Annotated in this window: 16 protein-coding genes; 9 read left to right on the forward strand and 7 right to left on the reverse strand. The window is 41.2% G+C overall.

Annotation, left to right across the window (positions count from 1 at the left end):
- Positions 1-77 precede the first annotated feature (77 nt).
- Complete coding sequence (locus ABJK37_RS13475; RefSeq protein ID WP_348354635.1) at positions 78-320, reverse strand: hypothetical protein; 243 nt, start codon at positions 318-320, stop codon at positions 78-80.
- Between the two features lie 194 nt (positions 321-514).
- On the opposite strand from ABJK37_RS13475, the gene tadA reads away from it, so the two are divergent.
- Complete coding sequence (tadA, locus tag ABJK37_RS13480) at positions 515-1,018, forward strand: tRNA adenosine(34) deaminase TadA (RefSeq protein WP_348354638.1); 504 nt, start codon at positions 515-517, stop codon at positions 1,016-1,018.
- Here tadA and ABJK37_RS13485 read toward each other — a convergent pair.
- On the reverse strand, positions 1,015-1,167 hold the full coding sequence (locus ABJK37_RS13485; RefSeq protein ID WP_348354641.1) for a hypothetical protein: 153 nt from the start codon (positions 1,165-1,167) through the stop codon (positions 1,015-1,017). The two genes, tadA and ABJK37_RS13485, sit on opposite strands and share 4 nt — an antisense overlap.
- Before the next feature lie 254 nt (positions 1,168-1,421).
- Here ABJK37_RS13485 and ABJK37_RS13490 point away from each other — a divergent pair, with 254 nt between their 5' ends.
- Positions 1,422-2,849, forward strand: coding sequence for a polysaccharide lyase family 7 protein (locus ABJK37_RS13490; RefSeq protein ID WP_348354644.1), 1,428 nt, complete (start codon positions 1,422-1,424; stop codon positions 2,847-2,849).
- Positions 2,850-2,857: 8 nt separating this feature from the next.
- Here the strand turns inward: ABJK37_RS13490 and mltF are convergent, their stop codons facing one another.
- A complete protein-coding gene (mltF, locus tag ABJK37_RS13495) occupies positions 2,858-4,315 on the reverse strand; it encodes a membrane-bound lytic murein transglycosylase MltF (RefSeq protein ID WP_348354647.1) in 1,458 nt (485 codons plus the stop codon).
- A 256-nt stretch (positions 4,316-4,571) separates the two neighbouring features.
- Here mltF and purL point away from each other — a divergent pair, with 256 nt between their 5' ends.
- Complete coding sequence (purL, locus tag ABJK37_RS13500; protein ID WP_348354650.1) at positions 4,572-8,462, forward strand: phosphoribosylformylglycinamidine synthase; 3,891 nt, start codon at positions 4,572-4,574, stop codon at positions 8,460-8,462.
- A 294-nt stretch (positions 8,463-8,756) separates the two neighbouring features.
- The gene (locus ABJK37_RS13505) at positions 8,757-8,927 is read left to right on the forward strand and encodes a hypothetical protein (protein WP_348354653.1); all 171 of its coding nucleotides are present in this window, start codon (positions 8,757-8,759) and stop codon (positions 8,925-8,927) included.
- 18 nt (positions 8,928-8,945) lie between these two features.
- Here ABJK37_RS13505 and smrA read toward each other — a convergent pair whose 3' ends face one another.
- The gene (gene smrA, locus ABJK37_RS13510; protein ID WP_348354656.1) at positions 8,946-9,536 is read right to left on the reverse strand and encodes a DNA endonuclease SmrA; all 591 of its coding nucleotides are present in this window, start codon (positions 9,534-9,536) and stop codon (positions 8,946-8,948) included.
- Positions 9,537-9,688: 152 nt separating this feature from the next.
- On the opposite strand from smrA, the gene ABJK37_RS13515 reads away from it, so the two are divergent.
- Positions 9,689-11,617, forward strand: a complete 1,929-nt coding sequence (locus ABJK37_RS13515; protein ID WP_348354659.1) for a M1 family metallopeptidase — start codon at positions 9,689-9,691, stop codon at positions 11,615-11,617.
- 78 nt (positions 11,618-11,695) lie between these two features.
- Here ABJK37_RS13515 and ABJK37_RS13520 read toward each other — a convergent pair whose 3' ends face one another.
- Positions 11,696-11,890 (reverse strand): (2Fe-2S)-binding protein, encoded by a 195-nt coding sequence (locus ABJK37_RS13520; RefSeq protein ID WP_348354662.1) that lies wholly within the window; start codon positions 11,888-11,890, stop codon positions 11,696-11,698.
- Between the two features lie 270 nt (positions 11,891-12,160).
- Between ABJK37_RS13520 and ABJK37_RS13525 the strand changes: the two genes are divergently transcribed.
- Positions 12,161-12,766 carry a peroxiredoxin C gene (locus ABJK37_RS13525; protein WP_348354665.1) on the forward strand — a complete coding sequence of 202 codons (606 nt, stop codon included), beginning with the start codon at positions 12,161-12,163 and terminating at the stop codon, positions 12,764-12,766.
- A 64-nt stretch (positions 12,767-12,830) separates the two neighbouring features.
- Here the strand turns inward: ABJK37_RS13525 and rnt are convergent, their stop codons facing one another.
- On the reverse strand, positions 12,831-13,457 hold the full coding sequence (rnt, locus tag ABJK37_RS13530; RefSeq protein WP_348354668.1) for a ribonuclease T: 627 nt from the start codon (positions 13,455-13,457) through the stop codon (positions 12,831-12,833).
- Positions 13,458-13,614: 157 nt separating this feature from the next.
- Here rnt and ABJK37_RS13535 point away from each other — a divergent pair, with 157 nt between their 5' ends.
- Positions 13,615-14,493, forward strand: a complete 879-nt coding sequence (locus ABJK37_RS13535) for an OmpA family protein (protein WP_348354671.1) — start codon at positions 13,615-13,617, stop codon at positions 14,491-14,493.
- A 66-nt stretch (positions 14,494-14,559) separates the two neighbouring features.
- On the opposite strand, the gene ABJK37_RS13540 is transcribed toward ABJK37_RS13535, so the two are convergent.
- Positions 14,560-15,201, reverse strand: coding sequence for a TetR/AcrR family transcriptional regulator (locus ABJK37_RS13540; protein ID WP_348354674.1), 642 nt, complete (start codon positions 15,199-15,201; stop codon positions 14,560-14,562).
- A gap of 153 nt (positions 15,202-15,354) precedes the next feature.
- Between ABJK37_RS13540 and ABJK37_RS13545 the strand changes: the two genes are divergently transcribed.
- Positions 15,355-16,206: a crotonase/enoyl-CoA hydratase family protein gene (locus ABJK37_RS13545; RefSeq protein WP_348354677.1), complete on the forward strand. Its 852-nt coding sequence runs from the start codon at positions 15,355-15,357 to the stop codon at positions 16,204-16,206.
- 46 nt (positions 16,207-16,252) lie between these two features.
- Positions 16,253-18,307, forward strand: a complete 2,055-nt coding sequence (locus ABJK37_RS13550) for an NADPH-dependent 2,4-dienoyl-CoA reductase (RefSeq protein ID WP_348354680.1) — start codon at positions 16,253-16,255, stop codon at positions 18,305-18,307.
- Positions 18,308-18,482: the final 175 nt, after the last annotated feature.

An 18,482-nucleotide genomic window follows, 5' to 3' on the forward strand; every position in this document is an offset into this window, starting at 1 on the left:
TTAGGCTTTAAATACATAGGCGAAAACCAGCTGTGGGCGTATTTTCGCTGCCTGATAATGGTCAAAAGATAAGGTTGCTAAGCAACCTTATCTTTTTTCAAATCATCAAATTGACGGTTTAAATCGTATTTTTCGTCCGTCACAATTTTTTCAAGGGTTTCAATTCGGTCACGCATTGCCGCTACTTCACGCTCTAACTCATTTGTTTGATTAACTTGAGCAGCCGCTTTCTTGTCTTTACTTTTGCCTCTTGGGCCGTTTACTAGCTCAACTATTGCCCAACAAACTAAAGCAACTATCGCGATGGCTGTCATATTCATGTTTTATCCCCTTTACCTTGATACGTTTAATAAAAAGTTTATGCTTATGCGTATAACAAAGCAAATAATTGACCATAATTAAAAATCTATATTTATCAATTGGTTAAGTAGTTTTAATGAAAAGTCGATATTATGTTTTGGTGAAAATAGCCAATTTAGTGATGTAATTAACCAAAAGTAGAGAAATACAACCATTGAGTACTGAACAGGATGAATATTGGATGCGCCACGCATTGTCATTAGCTGATAATGCTGAAAAACAAGGTGAAATTCCGGTGGGGGCGGTATTAGTCAAAGATAACCAGGTAATTGGAAAAGGATGGAATCAGTCCATTAGTTTACATGATCCTTCAGCACATGCTGAGATGATGGCACTGCGCGACGCCGGTAAAAAAATGCAAAATTATCGGTTAATAGACAGTTGTTTATACGTAACCCTTGAACCTTGCACTATGTGCGCAGGTTTATTGATCCACAGTCGTATAAAACGTTTAGTGTTTGCCGCGTCAGACTTTAAAACAGGGGCGGTAGGGAGTTTGTTCGATTTACTCAGTGATCCGCGAATGAACCATAAAGTTGAAGTAAGCGCAGGGGTATTAGCACAAGAATGTGGTGACAAACTATCTGCTTTTTTTAAGTTGCGAAGAGAACAAAAGAAATTATTGAAGCGCGAAGGAAAAGGTGCCAAGTTGTTTTAACAGGCTTGTGATAACTCTTCAGTCGCCTCTATGATTTGAAAGTTTTGACGGCGTGATATAACTTTTTGATGAACTCGTTTTAATAGCTGACGCCTGCGGCTATTGCTCCCCAAGCGATTTTTACTAACTGATGTGTGACGTTTTTTCATTTTTAACTCCTAAAATATTAAATATATAGACTCAACAAATACGTATAAAGTTTCAACCAAGATAAGCTAAGTTTGTTAAAAATTTATGACACTAGTACTTTTTGAAGCTAAGTCAGCATTATTGCCTATATGCCGACGATATTACTCGTCAAATAGTTAATGATAGTATCCATGTATTGCAGTCAATAGTTAATCAAAGTGCCCTGCTTGGTTGCGAGTTACGATGGCGTTAAAAATGGATGGTAGGTGAATTCATGTTAGAAAAGTTACTTAGTAATAAAATGGCCAGTTTGCTTCTCTGTTTTGTACTGCTTTCCTGCAGCGGTGGCTCTGATTCAATCTCTACATCAGTGGTCTCGCCTGATCCTGTCACCGAGACTCCAGAATCTCCGGTTACCTGTGTTAACGCACAATATCCAATTTTAAGTGCAAGTTTTGAAGGCGAAGTTGATGCTGATTTTACTGCCGCAAAAACAATCGATGCAGATACAACACCTGACTCAAGGTGGTCTGCTTTAGGGACACAACAAGCGCTTATTTTTGATTTAGGCGCAATAATGACGGTTGGCTCGTTAAAAATTAAGTGGCACCAAGGCGCGCAGCGACAAGCTTATTTTAAGGTAGAGACTTCAATTGACCAGGGCACCTGGCAAAATGTACTAACTGATTCAACTTCAAGTGGTAAACACAGTGGATTTGAACAGGTCAACCTAATTTCTAGTGATGCTCGATTCATCAAACTTATTGGTATGGGAAACTCCGTAAATGATTGGAATAGCATTGTAGAAGTGCAAGCGCATAGCTGTGAAGGCGCAGATGGGGAGATTTTAGATTCGTTTCCTAATGAGCTCGGTATTGAGCTAATTGATTGGTATTTGAGTGTGCCCACTGATGAAGACAACAGTGGTACTTCTGATTCAATAGACGAAAACGCATTGGCTGCGGGCTATACCAATTCTGAATATTTTTATACCTCAGCGGATAACGGTATAGTGATGCGAACACCTAGTTACGGGTTTAAGACATCAGCGAATACCAGTTATGTTCGTGTTGAACTACGAGAAATGTTACGCCGTGGCGACTCTTCAATTCGCACTCAAGGCGTTAACAAAAATAATTGGGTATTTGGATCGGCATCTAATCTAACTCAGGCTGACGCTGGTGGCGTTGATGGTGAGTTGAATGTGACCCTTGCGGTTAATAACGTCACGACAACAGGTGAAAATTATCAAATTGGACGTTTAGTTATTGGACAAATTCATGCCAATGATGATGAGCCAATTCGTTTATATTATCGAAAATTACCCAACAACAATAAAGGCTCAATATATTTTGCCCATGAAAGCCGCGTTGGGGGTAGTGATGAAGTCTACGTCGAATTGATAGGTTCAAGAAACAACAGCGCTAGTGATCCTAGCGATGGTATTGCGCTGCACGAAAAATTTAGTTATCGCATTAACGTGACCGCGAATTTATTAACTGTGACTATTATCCGCGAAGGAAAAGATGACGTGGAAGCGTCTTTGGATATGTCAGATAGTTTGTTTGATACTCAAGATCAATATCACTATTTTAAAGTGGGGGTTTATCATCTAAATAACAGCAGTGATATCGATGAATATGCTCAAGCGACGTTTTACGCTATCCGCAACGCCCATAATGGTTATGCAGCTAGCGAATAAATCAAGGGCTATTCGGCCACTTCCGAATCACTTTCCAATGTAGAATCTTCTGGCGTTATTTCAGGTGGCGTTTCAGGCTCTAAAATTTGTGGTTGTTGTTCATCTAACCATACAAGTGTGTCGTAATAACGCCTAATGTTGTCAACGTATGCAACCGCCTCATGACCACGTGCATAACCATAACGGGTGGTTTTGTAATATTTTTTCTGTCTTAGTTGCAATAATCGCTTTTTAACATCAACCCACATATCAGGGTTTGCGCCTTGACGATCAGTTAATACTCTTGCATCTTCTAAGTGCCCTAAACCCACATTGTAGGCAGCAAGTGCAAACCATAAGCGGTCAGGGTGGGTAATTCGATCTGGAATACGTTTAAGTAGATTGGTTAAGTATTTAGCGCCACCCTTAATGCTTTGTTCAGGATCTAGACGTGAAACTATACCTAAATCTTTAGCCGTTGCGAGTGTCAACATCATCATGCCACGCACTCCAGTGACCGACTTTGCATCGGGACGCCAGTGGCTCTCCTGATAACTCATTGCCGCTAATAAACGCCAGTCAAGATCGTTAGAGTACTGTTCAAACCAAGGCTTGAACTTAGGTAAAATTTCTCTAGAAGATCTTATGAAGGCTCTGGTATCTACATAATTAAATTGTCTTACGTGGCCAAAATATTTGTCTTCTAAAGCTGCTAATGTGCCATTGTTTTGAATAATGCCAAAGTATTCAATTAAAGCGGCCAATAAGGAATCATCCCGATCCTTGTTGACTGCCCAAGCAACGTCTTGTTCGGGACTAATAGAAAAACCAATTGATAATTCAGGATAGCGGCGGCGCATTAACGCCAAAATGTTGGAATCAGCTATGGTGTAGTCAAGTTCTTCATTTAACACCATCTCAAGTAGCTCTTCCATGTCGGTGTCAGCTGTCTCTTGCCAGCTTAGTTGGGGATCTTCTTGTTGCAACCTTAATAACGAGTCATGATGACTACTCCCCGCTGCAATCACCAATTTGCCTTTTAAGTCTTGGATGCTTCTTGGCCACTCTTTACCTTGCTTGAATACTAACTTTTCACTAACACTTTGATAGCCTGGACCAAATTTAAATCTTTGAAATCTTTCAGGGTTAACGCTCATACCAGCCGCAATCATGTCTAAATTAGCGTCAGTTAACTGGGGAAATAAATCATCTAAATTGTAATAAGGAAAGACTTCAAGTTTTACGCCAAGGTAGGCAGCAAAACCTTCTGCTAATTCATACTCAAAGCCAACGGGTCCAGTTGCACCATTGTAATAGGTAGTGAGTCCATAGGTAGTGCCAACTTTTAATACACCTGCTTCTAATACGTCTCCCAAGCTAGACGAATGTTTGATGTCATTACAACCACCAATAATCAGTATTAGAAATAAAGCGAGACCGTGCTGTAAGCGAATAACTATACCCTCAATATTTAGGAAGCATTTCATATGAGATCCTATTGTGAACAAATAATAGGATTTCATCCAGTGCTTTGTGCATACCATAGTCTAACAAAACCTGACTGTTTGGTCATGTGTCTCAATAACTAAAGTTATGAAATAAAACAAATAAAACTCGAATTTTAGCTACACAGACGCTTATAAATTTAGATAAATTACCCTATAATCCGCGCCTTAAAATTCCTCAATCATCGATTCGTATTCTTTAACAATTTTTACGAATTCTGCTATAGGTCATGACTTTATGTTAGTGCTGCGCGGTACACCTGCTTTATCCGATTTTCGTATTGAAAAATGTCTTGCTCAATTTGCTGAAAATGCTTTGCCAGTTTCTGGTATTTACGCCGAATATGCACATTTTGTAAAGGTTTCTGAACCGCTCACTGAGCAAGAAGATTCAATATTAGCCAAATTGTTAACTTACGGCCCAAGTATTCAAGAACACCAACCACAAGGTACGTTGCTGTTAGTTACCCCAAGACCAGGCACAATTTCTCCTTGGTCTTCGAAGTCGACAGATATTGCTCATAACTGTGGTCTGGGTAAAGTTCAGCGCTTAGAAAGAGGTGTGGCTTATTATTTACAAGCTGAAAATCTAACTGAAACCCAGCTAACCACTATTAAAGCATTACTTCACGACAGAATGACTGAAGTAGTGATGGCCGATTTTCAAGCTGCAGAGTCGTTGTTTGTGCAAAGTGATCCAACTGCATTGACTTCTGTCGATATGCTCAGTCAAGGTAAAACGGCGCTAGAGCAAGCAAACGTTAGACTCGGTTTAGCGTTAGCAGAAGATGAAGTGGATTATTTATTTGATAGCTTCAGCCAATTGGGCCGCAACCCAAATGATGTTGAATTGTATATGTTTGCACAAGCCAACTCAGAGCATTGTCGCCATAAAATTTTTAACGCTGACTGGACAATAGACGGCCAAGTTCAGCCCAAGTCATTGTTTAAAATGATCAAGAATACCTATGAGCAGTGTGGTGAAAATGTCCATTCAGCCTATAAAGATAATGCAGCGGTAATGGAAGGCAGTTTTGCTGGGCGATTTTTCCCGGACGCTTTAGGTAATGAATATCGCTATCATCATGAAGACATCGATATTTTGATGAAAGTTGAAACCCATAATCACCCTACGGCTATTGCGCCGTTTTCTGGCGCTGCTACAGGCTCAGGAGGCGAAATTCGCGATGAAGGAGCAACTGGTAGAGGTTCAAAACCTAAAGCTGGTTTAGTAGGTTTTTCAGTATCTAACCTACGAATTCCAGGTTTTGAGCAGCCTTGGGAAACAGAATTTGGTAAGCCCGCGCGTATTGTCAGTGCCTACGACATCATGATAGACGGCCCTCTTGGCGGCGCTGCGTTTAATAACGAATTTGGTCGTCCCAGTATTTTAGGGTACTTTCGAACCTACGAACAAAAAGTCACAAGTTTTAACGGCGAAGAAGTCCGTGGGTACCATAAACCGATCATGCTGGCTGGTGGTTTGGGCAATATTCGAAAGTCTCATATTCAAAAAGGTGAAATCACGGTTGGTGCCAAGCTTATTGCGCTAGGTGGACCGGCTATGAATATCGGTTTAGGTGGAGGTGCGGCTTCTTCTATGGCATCCGGCCAATCTAGTGAAGATCTAGACTTTGCTTCTGTACAACGGGGAAATCCAGAAATGGAACGTCGCTGTCAAGAAGTTATCGATAAATGCTGGCAAATGGGTGAAAACAACCCTATCCAGTTTATTCACGATGTAGGGGCGGGAGGTTTGTCAAACGCGTTTCCTGAATTAGTCAGTGACGGTGGGCGCGGTGGACGTTTTGAACTCAGAAACGTGCCAAATGATGAACCTGGGATGTCTCCGTTAGAAGTCTGGTGTAATGAGTCACAAGAACGTTACGTCATGTCGGTAGCCCCCGAAAACCTAGAAATCTTCGCAAGCATTTGTGAACGCGAACGTGCGCCTTTTGCAGTGGTGGGTGAAGCAACCGAAGCGGAACACTTGACCTTAAGTGATCAACATTTTGAAAATAATGCCATTGATATGCCGCTGGAAGTGTTGCTTGGTAAAACCCCAAAAATGCACCGAGATGTGACATCAAAGACATTAGAGACTCAGGCAGTAGATACCAGTCTAATGAATTTGTCTGAAGCGGCGCAGCGAGTATTGACTTTGCCTACAGTGGCTGAAAAAACCTTCCTGATTACCATTGGCGACCGCTCAGTAACCGGCCTAGTCGCTCGTGATCAAATGGTGGGTCCATGGCAAGTTCCGGTGGCCGATGTGGCCGTAACGGCTAGCGCTTTTGATAGTTATCAAGGTGAAGCTATGTCAATGGGCGAGCGCACACCTGTCGCACTAATCAATTATGCGGCGTCAGCTCGAATGGCAGTGGGAGAGGCGTTAACCAATTTAGCCGCTGCGGATATTGGTGATTTTAAACGCATCAATTTATCAGCCAACTGGATGGCAGCAGCAGGCCATCCCGGAGAAGACGCAGGTCTATACGAAGCGGTTAAAGCAGTGGGTGAAGAGCTCTGTCCTGCTTTGGGAATTACTATTCCTGTGGGCAAAGACTCCATGTCAATGAAAACCACCTGGCAAGATGAACAAGGTGATAAATCGGTTACTTCGCCATTATCTTTGGTGATTACGGCGTTTGGAGCGGTGCAAGATATTCGCAAAACCTTAACACCTGAATTGAACACCCAAGAAGCTGATAGCGAATTATTACTAATTGATTTAGGCCAAGGAAAAAATCGCCTTGGTGCATCGTGTTTAGCGCAGGTATATCAGCAATTAGGTAACCAGGCTCCAGATGTAGATTCAGCACCAATCTTAAAAGGGTTTTTCTTAGCTATTCAACAACTAGTGAATGAAAAACGTTTATTGGCTTATCACGACAGATCTGACGGCGGTTTGTTTACGTCTATCGTTGAGATGGCGTTTGCGGGAAAAACAGGCGTAGATATTCATTTAGATGAGCTTAGCGGATCCGCTATTGAGTTATTATTTAACGAAGAACTAGGTGCCGTTGTACAAATATCTAAAGCTGATAAAGAGTTGGTGTTAAAGGTATTTGCTCAGCATGGTGTCCAGCAGTTGGTGCACACTATTGGTACACTCAACAATACTGATCAGATTGTATTCCAACAAAACGGACAGATCGTGCTGGAAAATAGTCGAGTGTTTTATCGTCAAACCTGGGCGCAAACAACGCTGCACATGCAAAAACTTAGAGATAATCCAAGTTGCGCCGAACAAGAACACTTAGCTAAGGCAGATATCAAAGATCCCGGTTTACATGCTAACTTGAGTTTTGATGTCACAGAAGATGTAGCCGCCCCCTTTATCTTGAAAGGTGTGGCGCCACGTATTGCCATATTGCGTGAACAAGGGGTTAACTCTCATGTCGAAATGGCCGCCGCATTTGACCGTGCAGGATTTAGCGCAATCGATGTGCATATGAGTGATTTGTTGTCAGGAAAACAGTCGTTAGATAAGTTTAAAGGCCTAGTAGCCTGTGGTGGCTTTTCGTACGGAGACGTATTAGGTGCCGGTGAAGGCTGGGCTAAATCAATCTTGTTTAATAACCAAGCTAGAGATCAGTTTGCAGAGTTTTTTGCTCGCCAAGATTCTTTTTCTTTAGGAGTGTGCAACGGTTGTCAGATGATGTCTAATTTGAAATCGTTGATCCCTGGCGCTGATTTGTGGCCACACTTTGTCACCAATCAGTCAGAACGTTTTGAAGCACGAGTCGCCATGTTAGAAGTTAAACCTTCTAAGTCGGTGTTTTTTAACGGTATGCAGGGATCAAGAATGCCTATTGCTGTTTCTCACGGAGAAGGGCGCGCAGAATTTGCTAATGAGCAAGGTGCATCAAACGCGCTACAAAGTGCCGCGGTTGCTTTGCAATACGTAGACAACTACGGAAAAGTTACCCAAAATTACCCTGCAAACCCGAATGGCTCACCACTTGGCATTGCAGGATTAACCAGTAGCGATGGAAGAGCAACGATTATGATGCCACATCCTGAACGAGTGTTTAGAACGGTCGCTAACTCTTGGCACCCTCAAGATTGGCAAGAAGACAGCCCGTGGATGCGAATGTTTAGGAACGCCAGAGTTTATCTAGGGTAGATTTGAAACTTTCTATCAAAAATACAATCCGTATTGTTATTAGTAGACAGTGATATGCAGTATTTTTAGTCTTTGTATTTTATTAATGACTGGAGTGATAACCACTCCGGTCAGCTTAAAATTTTGATAATTTCAAGTTAATAATCAAAGAAAAAATAAAATCCTTGTATATCAGTAAAATAGTGATTAATATTTAGTCACATGTTGACAGGGAGTTCGTCTTCTGCATGTTAATAAAGTGTAAATCAATATGTGTTTAACAAAATTACAAATTAAAAATAATAAGAGACGCTCATGAATCGTTCAAACAAAGGTTTTGGCCTAGCTGGCGTGCTAGTCACCGTTATTTTTCTCATTGTCGCGGCTATTTTCAGCGCTTCAGCCAAATCTTCAACAGTTCCGCAAATCTCGTTAGATTCAAACTCACATTCATATACTCAAGTCCAATTAAAGGACACGCAGTAGTTTTTTGACTCAATAAGGCTATTTTCTGCGATGTAACTCGCGGTTACTTGCTTTGTCGTGCTGGTTCTTTTTCAGTAAAACATAAACTGCACTATTTCCGCCGTGATAGGGTTGAGCAGTGTGATACGCAATCACTTCTGGCATTTGCTGCAACCATTGATGCAGATAACTTTTAATTAATGCTGGAAAGGGTTTGTTGTGCAAACCGAGACCATGTTTAATTAATAGGGTGCGTTCACCTTTTTTGTGGCTTTCTATGATTTGTGTAAAAAGCATTGTTCTGGCTTGTTCGAATTTTTTTTGTTGAAGATTTAAGACAAAATCAATTTTGTATTTGCCCATTCTTAAATTTTTAAACACACCTTGCTGAATACCATCTAACTTAAAACTTATGTGATCGTAAGGATCCACCGGTTCAACTTTTTCAACGCTCAAATAATTATTTGTGAGGTTGTGAGTCGACTCAATGGCTTGTCGTTTTAATTGTTGCGCCAAGGTATTCTTTTGTTGGCAGGTGGCCACAGTATCTGTTTGCTTGATAGGTTTGACGTCTTCTAACTCTTTTAAGAAGTCCTCTAGACCATCTTCCAATAGTTCAGTATTTCGCATTTTCGTTTCCTATTTAAAAAATACATCCAACTTTGGCAACTTGTCATTACATTACCTGAAGAGTGAATCGCTTTTACATATTCTTATGTGGCCATAAATATGACACACTTTATGACAGCAAATTATAATAGTAGTTTCTATCAGGTAAAATCATGATCATAAAATATTTCGTTGTTGGGGCACTGGCCTTAACCATTGTTAGCGGATGTTCTGACGAGAGTTCATCTAATACAGCAGGTAGCACTAAAGTAGATCAATCCGCATCAACAGTTGCCGATGTAAGTAAAACTAAAATCGAGACCAAAACCATAGAAGTCGGTAAAGATTATCACTCTTTTGGGAATCCAGAATCCATTGAGGTTAATCACTTAACTTTGGATTTAACTGTAGATTTTTCCAAAAAAGTCTTACTTGGAACCGCTCAGTTAGATTTTCAAAAAATAGACCCAAAAGCAAAGCAATTGGTTCTAGACACTCGTGACTTGACAATAAACGACGTCACCGCAAACGGGCAGCCTCTGAATTTTAAACTGGCCAAAGCCGATTCATTTTTGGGTGCCGCTTTAACAATTGATATTCCAGCCAATGTGGATAAAGTGGTGATTAGTTATCAAACTTCACCCGAAGCTTCAGGAGTACAATGGCTGACACCAGAGCAAACCGCAGGTAAAAAACACCCGTTTTTATTCACCCAAGCCCAAGCTATCCATGCTCGTAGTTTTATTCCGTTACAAGATTCACCTCAGGTAAGAATGACTTACGATGCGACTATTCGCACTCCTAAAGACCTAATAGCCGTAATGAGTGCATCTAACGACCCTGATACCGAACGTGACGGCATCTATGAATTTTCTATGCCACAGCCTATACCTTCTTATTTGATCGCTTTAGCAGTAGGCGATTTATATTTTAAATCGATGGGCGAACGCACAGGGGTTTATTCTGAGAAAGGAATACTGGACGCCGCCGCATCTGAATTTTCAGATACAGAGTCTATGCTCATTGCCACCGAAAAAGCTTTTGGACCCTACAGTTGGGATCGATATGACTTATTGATCTTACCCCCATCATTTCCGTTTGGAGGTATGGAGAATCCTCGTTTGTCTTTTATTACGCCTACTGTGATTGCTGGCGATAAAAGTCTCGTTTCGCTGATTGCTCATGAGCTAGCGCATTCATGGTCAGGTAATACAGTGACTAACGCAACTTGGCGAGACCTGTGGTTAAACGAAGGCTTTACCACTTATTTAACCTACCGAATTATGCAGATGATCTATGGTGATGAACGCTTTGAAATGGAAGCGGTGTTAGGGCGTCAAGATTTACAAGCCGATGTCGATTCACTAGCTGCAAGTGACCAGATCATGGCAATTGATTTGCGAGGCCGAGACCCAGATGTGGTGTTTAGCAATATTCCTTATGAAAAAGGTGCTTTGTTTTTACGTGAGTTAGAAAACAAAGTAGGAAGAGAAAATTTTGATAAATTTCTACTGGGTTATTTCGAAACGTTTGCCTTTCAAAGCATCACCACAGAGCAATTTGTGAATTACTTAGAGCAAACCTTACTCAAGGACCACAGTACAAAATTGTCAAAACAGAGAATACAGCAATGGATCTTCGAACCCGGTATTCCAACTGATGCTCCGGTTCCAGAATCGGATGCTTTTAGTGTGGTAGATCAAGCGAGGAATGCTTGGTTATCAGGGGCAATTAGAGCAACTGAGATTGATAGTGATAAATGGGTAGTACATCAATGGCTGTATTTTTTAAATAACATGCCAGAAAAACTGAGCCAAGAACAACTCGCAGATTTGGACAAAGCCTTTTCTTTAACACACAGCAAAAATAATGAAATTGCCCATAGCTGGTTATTGATCAGCGTAAATAACTGGTATCAACCTGCTTTTAAACGCTTGCATCAATATTTAACGTCCATTGGTCGTAATAAGTTAGTCAAACCTTTATATAAAGCCCTTTCGCAAACGCCAGAAGGTAAAGTGATGGCACAGAAAGCCTTCAATGAAGCCAAAGAGGCCTACCATCCGTTAACAGTCAAAGCCAATGAAGGTTTTGTTGAATAGAGGTTATTCATAGTGCAAAACGTAAAAAGCCAATCGTTATGATTGGCTTTTTACGTTTTAATTAATTGATCGTAGGCTCTAACACACTTCCTTAAATAAGGATTCGTCCATAATAGTGCTGTCGATAATCGCTTGCGCCATTTGTACACATTTGCCGCATTGTGTGCCAGCATTCAACTTTTTCTTCAGTTGACGCATATTACCCACACCGTCTTCTAAGACAGCCTGTTTAATTGCTTTATCTGTGATGCCGTGGCATAAACAAACGTACATACAATACCCTTATAACCTTTATGTAAATAAGAATAATTGTTATTTACATAAAGATCAACAAATAAATTTAAACTGGCTTGTATTTCTATTGAAGGAAAAAACAACACAACTGAGTGGGTTTGACAATTTTTAGCATAATTATTTTTACCCTTACTGTTGTTTTTTAATAATGTGCACTCATATGCTTGGTAACACCTACAATATTACTTTGGTTCACATACTTAGGAAATTTCGCAGTGAACCATTCAATCATATAATCAGGAGAAATTAATGAGTGTATTAGTGAGTCGTCCAGCCCCAGATTTTACAGCCGCTGCGGTACTTGGAAGTGGTGAAATTGTTGATAGTTTTACCCTAAGTGAAGCCATTAAAGGTAAAAAAGCGGTATTGTTTTTCTATCCTTTAGATTTCACTTTTGTTTGTCCATCTGAGCTTATTGCTTTTGACAAACGTTATGAAGAATTTACAAAGCGTGGTGTGGAAGTGATTGGTGTTTCAATCGATTCTCAATTTAGCCACAATGCATGGCGCAATACTCCTATCAATGAAGGTGGTATTGGTCCCGTTAAATACACTTTGGTTGCTGATGTTAAACATGACATTTGTCAGGCATATGATGTTGAGCATCCAGATGCAGGTGTGGCTTTCCGTGGTTCGTTCTTAATTGACGAAGAAGGCGTAGTGCGCCATCAAGTAGTTAATGACTTACCTCTTGGCCGTAACATTGACGACATGTTACGTATGGTTGATGCCCTAAACTTCCACGAAGAGCATGGAGAAGTATGCCCAGCTGGTTGGACTGAAGGTTCAAAAGGTATGGTAGATAGCCCAGAAGGCGTAGCAAGTTACTTAGCTGAGAACGCTGATAGCTTGTAATAAGTATTCTGCTTAAATAAAAAAACCGCTTCAAATTGAAGCGGTTTTTTGCTTTTAATTGAACTCAATTATGTGCTTCTAAACCACCCAAACTTTGCCACCTGTTAAGTATGTAGCAAAATAGCTCTGCTGTTTTTTCAGTATCATACAAAGCGGAATGTGCTTCATTTTGATCAAAACTAATTCCCGCTGCCATGCAGGCTTTTACTAACACTGTTTGACCAAGGGCTAAGCCTGATAATGTTGTAGTATCAAATGATACAAATGGGTGAAATGGACTGCGTTTAATATGGCTACGCGCAATCGCGGCATTAACAAAACTTTGATCAAAGGCTGCGTTGTGGGCAACAATCACCGAGCGCTGACAATCCGCTGCTTTTTGTTCTTTACGCACATTTTTACACAGATCCTTCATCACTTCCGTTTCGTCTTGTGCACCTCGTAGGGCACAATAGGGATCAATACCGTTAAAATCCAAGGCGGCTTTTTCTAAGTTCGCCCCTTCAAAAGGATTAACATGGTAGTGAAAGGTTTTATCTGGATAGAAAAAACCATTTTCGTCCATCTTTGTGGTGACAGCGGCTATCTCTAAAAGGGCATCGTTATTCGCATTGAAACCAGCCGTTTCAACGTCAATGACTACAGGAAAATATCCCCTAAAGCGATTTTTTAACTCAAATGATTCTGACATGGAAACCTAAAAAATTTTGATGAAGCACAATTATGACAAGGTTCTTTTTGAGTAGCTAGTTTAAAAATAAAGGCACTTCATTTTAATCAAAGTTAATTAGTTAAACGTTTTGTGTAATTTGTCGATATAATTGTCAGAAGCGGGGGGCTCCTAATCCATGTTCAATAAAATGTTTAAAACAATGTTTTGTGCCATCTTAGTCGCATTGTCTGTTAATTCGGCGGCGGCACTACGGCAGTACACTGCTAAAGTAGAAGATTCAGACTGGCAACTCAAAGACGAAACGCGTTTGCAATGTACCTTAAGTCATAAACTTCCAGGTTATGGCGAAGCCTTGTTTAGTAGTTTTGCTTCTAAACAATTAAACATGGAATTTGAATTGGATATGTTACGCCTGCCTAAATCTTATGGGGTCGCCGCAGTGTATTCAGTACCTCCCAAATGGATGCCTGGGCAAGTTCAGCGGGCCATTGCCGACATGACAATTCGTAAACAATACGATGGCGACCTTCCCGAACAAGCTGCTTGGACTATGTTAACCGAGCTAGAAAAGGGATTTTGGCCCACTATTTATTATCAAGATTGGTACAACCCTTACGACAAGGTAGCAGTAGGTTTAAACGCCAGTAATTTTGCCTTACCTTACACACAATTTGCTGAATGTGTTGCTAACTTATTGCCTTATAGTTTTCAAGACATAGCGTACACAGTGCTTAACTACCAGTTCAATAATACTAAGTTGACTAAATATTCGCAGAAACGGTTAGCCATGATTGGCGAATACTTAAAAGAAGATACCGATTTAGAATTGGTTTTGTTAGATGGATATACCGACAGTTACGGCGGTAGAGAAATCAACAAAGAGATTTCTATCCGCAGAGCAGTAGAAATAAAAGCGTTTTTCAGTTCTATGGGAGTGGCTCCTGACCGCATAGAAGTTACTGGACATGGAGAGAGACGCCATGCAGCGCCAAACATTAACGAGAGCACACGAGCTAAGAACCGCCGCGTAGTCATAAGAATGTCAAAGCCTTAAATCAGATTTCGGTTCTCATCTACCGAAATCTAGATTCTGTTATTAAGAAACCTAAGGTTTAGATATCTAGTCTTCGGCTTCGGGTATGTGCTGGGTAAACAAATTCACAGCGCAATCACACATCGCATCTATATGGCTGCGATCAGCATAAATTCCGTCTATCAATAATCGCGCTATGCCGTGCATCGTACCCCAAGTGACTTGGGACAACCGCAAAGTATCCTCGCCGCTGGGCATTAATCCTTGTGCTTGCCATTTTTTAGTCATTTCTACCTGATGATGAAAACTAGGGAAGGCCGCTTTACGTAACTCTTCGGTGGCGCTGTTTTGTTTCCAAATGGTGCGACCAAACATCAAATCGTATAATTCTGGGTTATCGGCAGCGTAACTAATATAACCGTGGAAAAACTGCCGATACTTTTCTTGGGGCAGTAACCCTTTTTGATTAAATATAAACTCAGCATCTTGATGCCAACGCACAAATCCTTGTTCTGCAATCGCACAAAGTAACTGATTTTTGTCCTTAAAGTGATGATAGGGCGCAGTGCGAGAAACCCCCACTTTGTCGGCCAGTTTACGTAAAGACAAGCCTTCTATGCCGGTCTCTCTTAACAGAGCATTTGCGGCGTTAAGCAGCGTGCTGCGTAAATCACCATGATGATAACTAGGTTTATTGTGTTTTGTTTTCTTCGCTGTTTGTTGACTCATAACCGACTATTAATAAATTTGATAATTGTTATCTTGACAGCGTCAACATATGCTTTTATCTTGACGCTGTCTAGTTTAATTTTTTGTTAACAGTATGGGCAAACCATACACAACGCCAATTTTAAGCTCATTACTAATCCAAGGAGAAAGACTGTGCACAATATCGATTTATCTGCGCTAGAAACCTTAACTGTGAATATCGAAAATCACATCGCTCATATCCAACTGAGCCGCCCGGAAGCGTTGAATAGCATGGTGCCAGCTTTTTGGCGTGAACTACCTGCTGTAGTGCGAAAAATTGATGCCGAATCTCAGGCGCGAGTAATCGTTATTTCATCACAAGGTAAACATTTTAGTGCCGGTATGGATTTATCGGTGTTCACTAATATGGCCAAAGACTTTCAAGGTGAGCCCGCTCGTCGTGCAGAGCGAACCCGCAGACTAGTGTTGGAGTTACAAGATAGCTTTAACGCCCTTGAAGAAGTACGTATGCCGGTTTTAGTAGCAGTACAGGGCGGCGTGATTGGTGGCGCTGTAGATATGATTTGTGCTGCAGATAGCCGTTATTGTACTCAAGAAGCCTACTTTACCATTAAAGAAACCGAACTAGGCATGACCGCAGATGTAGGGACTTTGCAGCGTTTACCGCATTTAATGCCTCAAGGTTTAATTCGCGAGTTAGCTTATACAGGCCGTAATATGCCAAGTGACGAAGCGAAACAATGTGGTTTTGTTAATCAAGTATTTGCCGACCAACAAGCCATGCTTGAAGGTGTTATGAAAATTGCTGCCAAAATAGCAATGCATTCACCTATGGCTGTGGCGGGTTGTAAAGAAATGATCAATTACACCCGTGATCATGATGTTTCAGACAGCTTAACCTATATGGCCACTTGGCAAAGTGGCATGTTTCAAATGCCAGATGTGCAAGAAGCAATGGCAGCAGGACAACAAAAACGCTTACCTGTGTATGCCGATCTACACAAAAAATCTTCTGGCATGTAAGTCAGCAAAAATCAAAACATACGAATTCGAGTAACAGGAAATACATATGACTGCCAATACCGCATTAGCTCAAGGCTTAGAGAAATACCCTCATCTACTTAAACCTTTAGATCTAGGGTTCACCCAGCTCAAAAATCGCGTATTAATGGGTTCCATGCACACCGGACTAGAAGAAGCACCTAATGGTCACGTGCGTATGGCCGCTTATTTTGCCGAGCGAGCCAAAGGGGGAGTAGGTCTGATTGTCACGGGTGGAATAGGTCCAAATGATGAAGGTGCTACCCATAAAGATACCAAGCGTTTAGATACCGATAAAGCCATAGCAGAGCATAAAACCATTACCGATGCGGTACATGAGCATGGCGGTAAGATCTGTATGCAAATATTACACACGGGTCGTTATGCCTATAACCCAGCCCTAGTCGCACCATCAGCTGTACAAGCTCCAATTAACCCGTTTAAACCTAAAGCGCTGGATGAACAAGGCATCGAAAAACAAATTCAAGACTTTATCGATACCTCAGTTCAAGCTCAAAAGGCTGGTTACGATGGTGTTGAAATAATGGGTTCAGAAGGTTACTTCCTCAATCAGTTTATTGCAGCACGTACTAATCATCGAGACGATGAGTGGGGCGGTTCATATCAAAACCGTATTCGTTTACCTTTAGAAGTAGTACGCAGAGTGCGAGAAGCTGTTGGTGAGCAATTCATTATTATTTACCGTTTGTCGATGTTGGATTTAGTCGAAGGCGGGTCAACTTACGATGAAGTGGTTGAATTAGGCCAAGCTATCGAAAAAGCTGGCGCTACGATTATCAATACTGGTATCGGATGGCATGAAGCGCGTATTCCTACTATTGCTACGAAAGTTCCGCGTGCTGCCTTTACTTGGGTAACCGCTAAATTTAGACAAGCTTTGTCTGTTCCTGTGATTACCTCAAACCGAATCAATACCCCTGAAGTGGCTGAAGAAGTATTAGCTCGAGGTGATGCCGATATGGTTTCAATGGCTAGACCGTTTTTGGCCGATCCTGAATTTGTAGTGAAAGCCATGGAAGACCGCTCAGACGAAATCAATACCTGTATCGGTTGTAACCAAGCTTGTTTAGATCATGCATTTGAACATAAAATGAGTAGTTGTTTAGTGAACCCTCGCGCCTGTCACGAAACCGAATTATTAATTACACCTAGTACTCAGGTTAAAAACATTGCAGTAGTTGGTGCAGGACCCGCTGGTTTAGCTGCAGCGACTACCGCGGCGCAGCGTGGTCATAAGGTCACTATTTTTGATTCAGCCAGTGAATTAGGCGGGCAGTTTAATATAGCCAAACAAATTCCTGGTAAAGAAGAGTTTTACGAAACCTTAAGATATTACGCACGTCAATTAGAATTGCATAAGGTGACGGTCAAACTTAACACCCGAGTTGATGTCAACGATCTTAACAACAGTGAATTTGATGATGTAGTCATTGCAACGGGTATTGCACCGCGCACGCCACCTATTGAAGGCATAGAGCACGATAAAGTGCTGAGTTACATCGATGTTATTGTAGATAAAAAGCCTGTTGGTAACAAAGTTGCCATTATTGGTGCCGGAGGCATTGGTTTCGATGTCTCTGAGTATTTATCTCATGCAGGTGAGTCTACCAGTCAAAATATCCCGGCCTTTATGAAAGAGTGGGGAGTTGACATGACCTTAGGCTCACGCGGCGGTATTGAAGGTGTTAAACCCGCACCAGAAGCCTCACCTAGAGAAATCTTTTTGCTGCAACGTAAAACCACCAAAGTGGGGGCAGGTTTAGGAAAAACCACTGGTTGGGCCCACAGAGCCGGATTACTCAGCAAAGGTGTCAGTATGTTAGCAGGAGTCGAATACCTTAAAATTGACGACGCAGGCTTACATATTAAGGTTAATGAGCAAGTGCAAGTGCAAGTGCTTGATGTAGACAATGTCATTGTTTGCGCTGGGCAAGAGCCCCTAAGAGAGCTAGTTGACGGTTTAAGAAAACCTCATCACCTAATCGGTGGAGCAGATGTCGCTTCAGAACTTGACGCAAAGCGTGCCATTAAACAAGGTACAAAATTAGCTGCTCAATTGTAGCAAGTGATTGTCAATAGATAGTTTCAAGCCGGCTCATGAAGTCGGCTTTTTTATGCGCATTTACCTTCATACAGTTGCAGTGAATTGGTATTAAAGTTACCCAAATAATTAGCGCAATAAGTTGTTTTAACAAAGAAAGTTAATTATTGTTTATTTGGCTTAAATTTAAGTGGCT

Source organism: Paraglaciecola sp. (assembly GCF_039964565.1).
In the GTDB taxonomy this organism is placed as follows: domain Bacteria; phylum Pseudomonadota; class Gammaproteobacteria; order Enterobacterales; family Alteromonadaceae; genus Paraglaciecola.

What these genes read in the sequence shown, in the direction of transcription:
- ABJK37_RS13475 (WP_348354635.1), bottom strand. Translation starts at nt 320, where the DNA reads ATGAATATGACAGCCATCGCGATAGTTGCTTTAGTTTGTTGGGCAATA.
- ABJK37_RS13485 (WP_348354641.1), bottom strand. Translation starts at nt 1,167, where the DNA reads ATGAAAAAACGTCACACATCAGTTAGTAAAAATCGCTTGGGGAGCAAT.
- ABJK37_RS13490 (WP_348354644.1), top strand. Translation starts at nt 1,422, where the DNA reads ATGTTAGAAAAGTTACTTAGTAATAAAATGGCCAGTTTGCTTCTCTGT.
- mltF (WP_348354647.1), bottom strand. Translation starts at nt 4,315, where the DNA reads ATGAAATGCTTCCTAAATATTGAGGGTATAGTTATTCGCTTACAGCAC.
- purL (WP_348354650.1), top strand. Translation starts at nt 4,572, where the DNA reads ATGTTAGTGCTGCGCGGTACACCTGCTTTATCCGATTTTCGTATTGAA.
- ABJK37_RS13505 (WP_348354653.1), top strand. Translation starts at nt 8,757, where the DNA reads ATGAATCGTTCAAACAAAGGTTTTGGCCTAGCTGGCGTGCTAGTCACC.
- smrA (WP_348354656.1), bottom strand. Translation starts at nt 9,536, where the DNA reads ATGCGAAATACTGAACTATTGGAAGATGGTCTAGAGGACTTCTTAAAA.
- ABJK37_RS13515 (WP_348354659.1), top strand. Translation starts at nt 9,689, where the DNA reads ATGATCATAAAATATTTCGTTGTTGGGGCACTGGCCTTAACCATTGTT.
- ABJK37_RS13520 (WP_348354662.1), bottom strand. Translation starts at nt 11,890, where the DNA reads ATGTACGTTTGTTTATGCCACGGCATCACAGATAAAGCAATTAAACAG.
- ABJK37_RS13525 (WP_348354665.1), top strand. Translation starts at nt 12,161, where the DNA reads ATGAGTGTATTAGTGAGTCGTCCAGCCCCAGATTTTACAGCCGCTGCG.
- rnt (WP_348354668.1), bottom strand. Translation starts at nt 13,457, where the DNA reads ATGTCAGAATCATTTGAGTTAAAAAATCGCTTTAGGGGATATTTTCCT.
- ABJK37_RS13535 (WP_348354671.1), top strand. Translation starts at nt 13,615, where the DNA reads ATGTTCAATAAAATGTTTAAAACAATGTTTTGTGCCATCTTAGTCGCA.
- ABJK37_RS13540 (WP_348354674.1), bottom strand. Translation starts at nt 15,201, where the DNA reads ATGAGTCAACAAACAGCGAAGAAAACAAAACACAATAAACCTAGTTAT.
- ABJK37_RS13550 (WP_348354680.1), top strand. Translation starts at nt 16,253, where the DNA reads ATGACTGCCAATACCGCATTAGCTCAAGGCTTAGAGAAATACCCTCAT.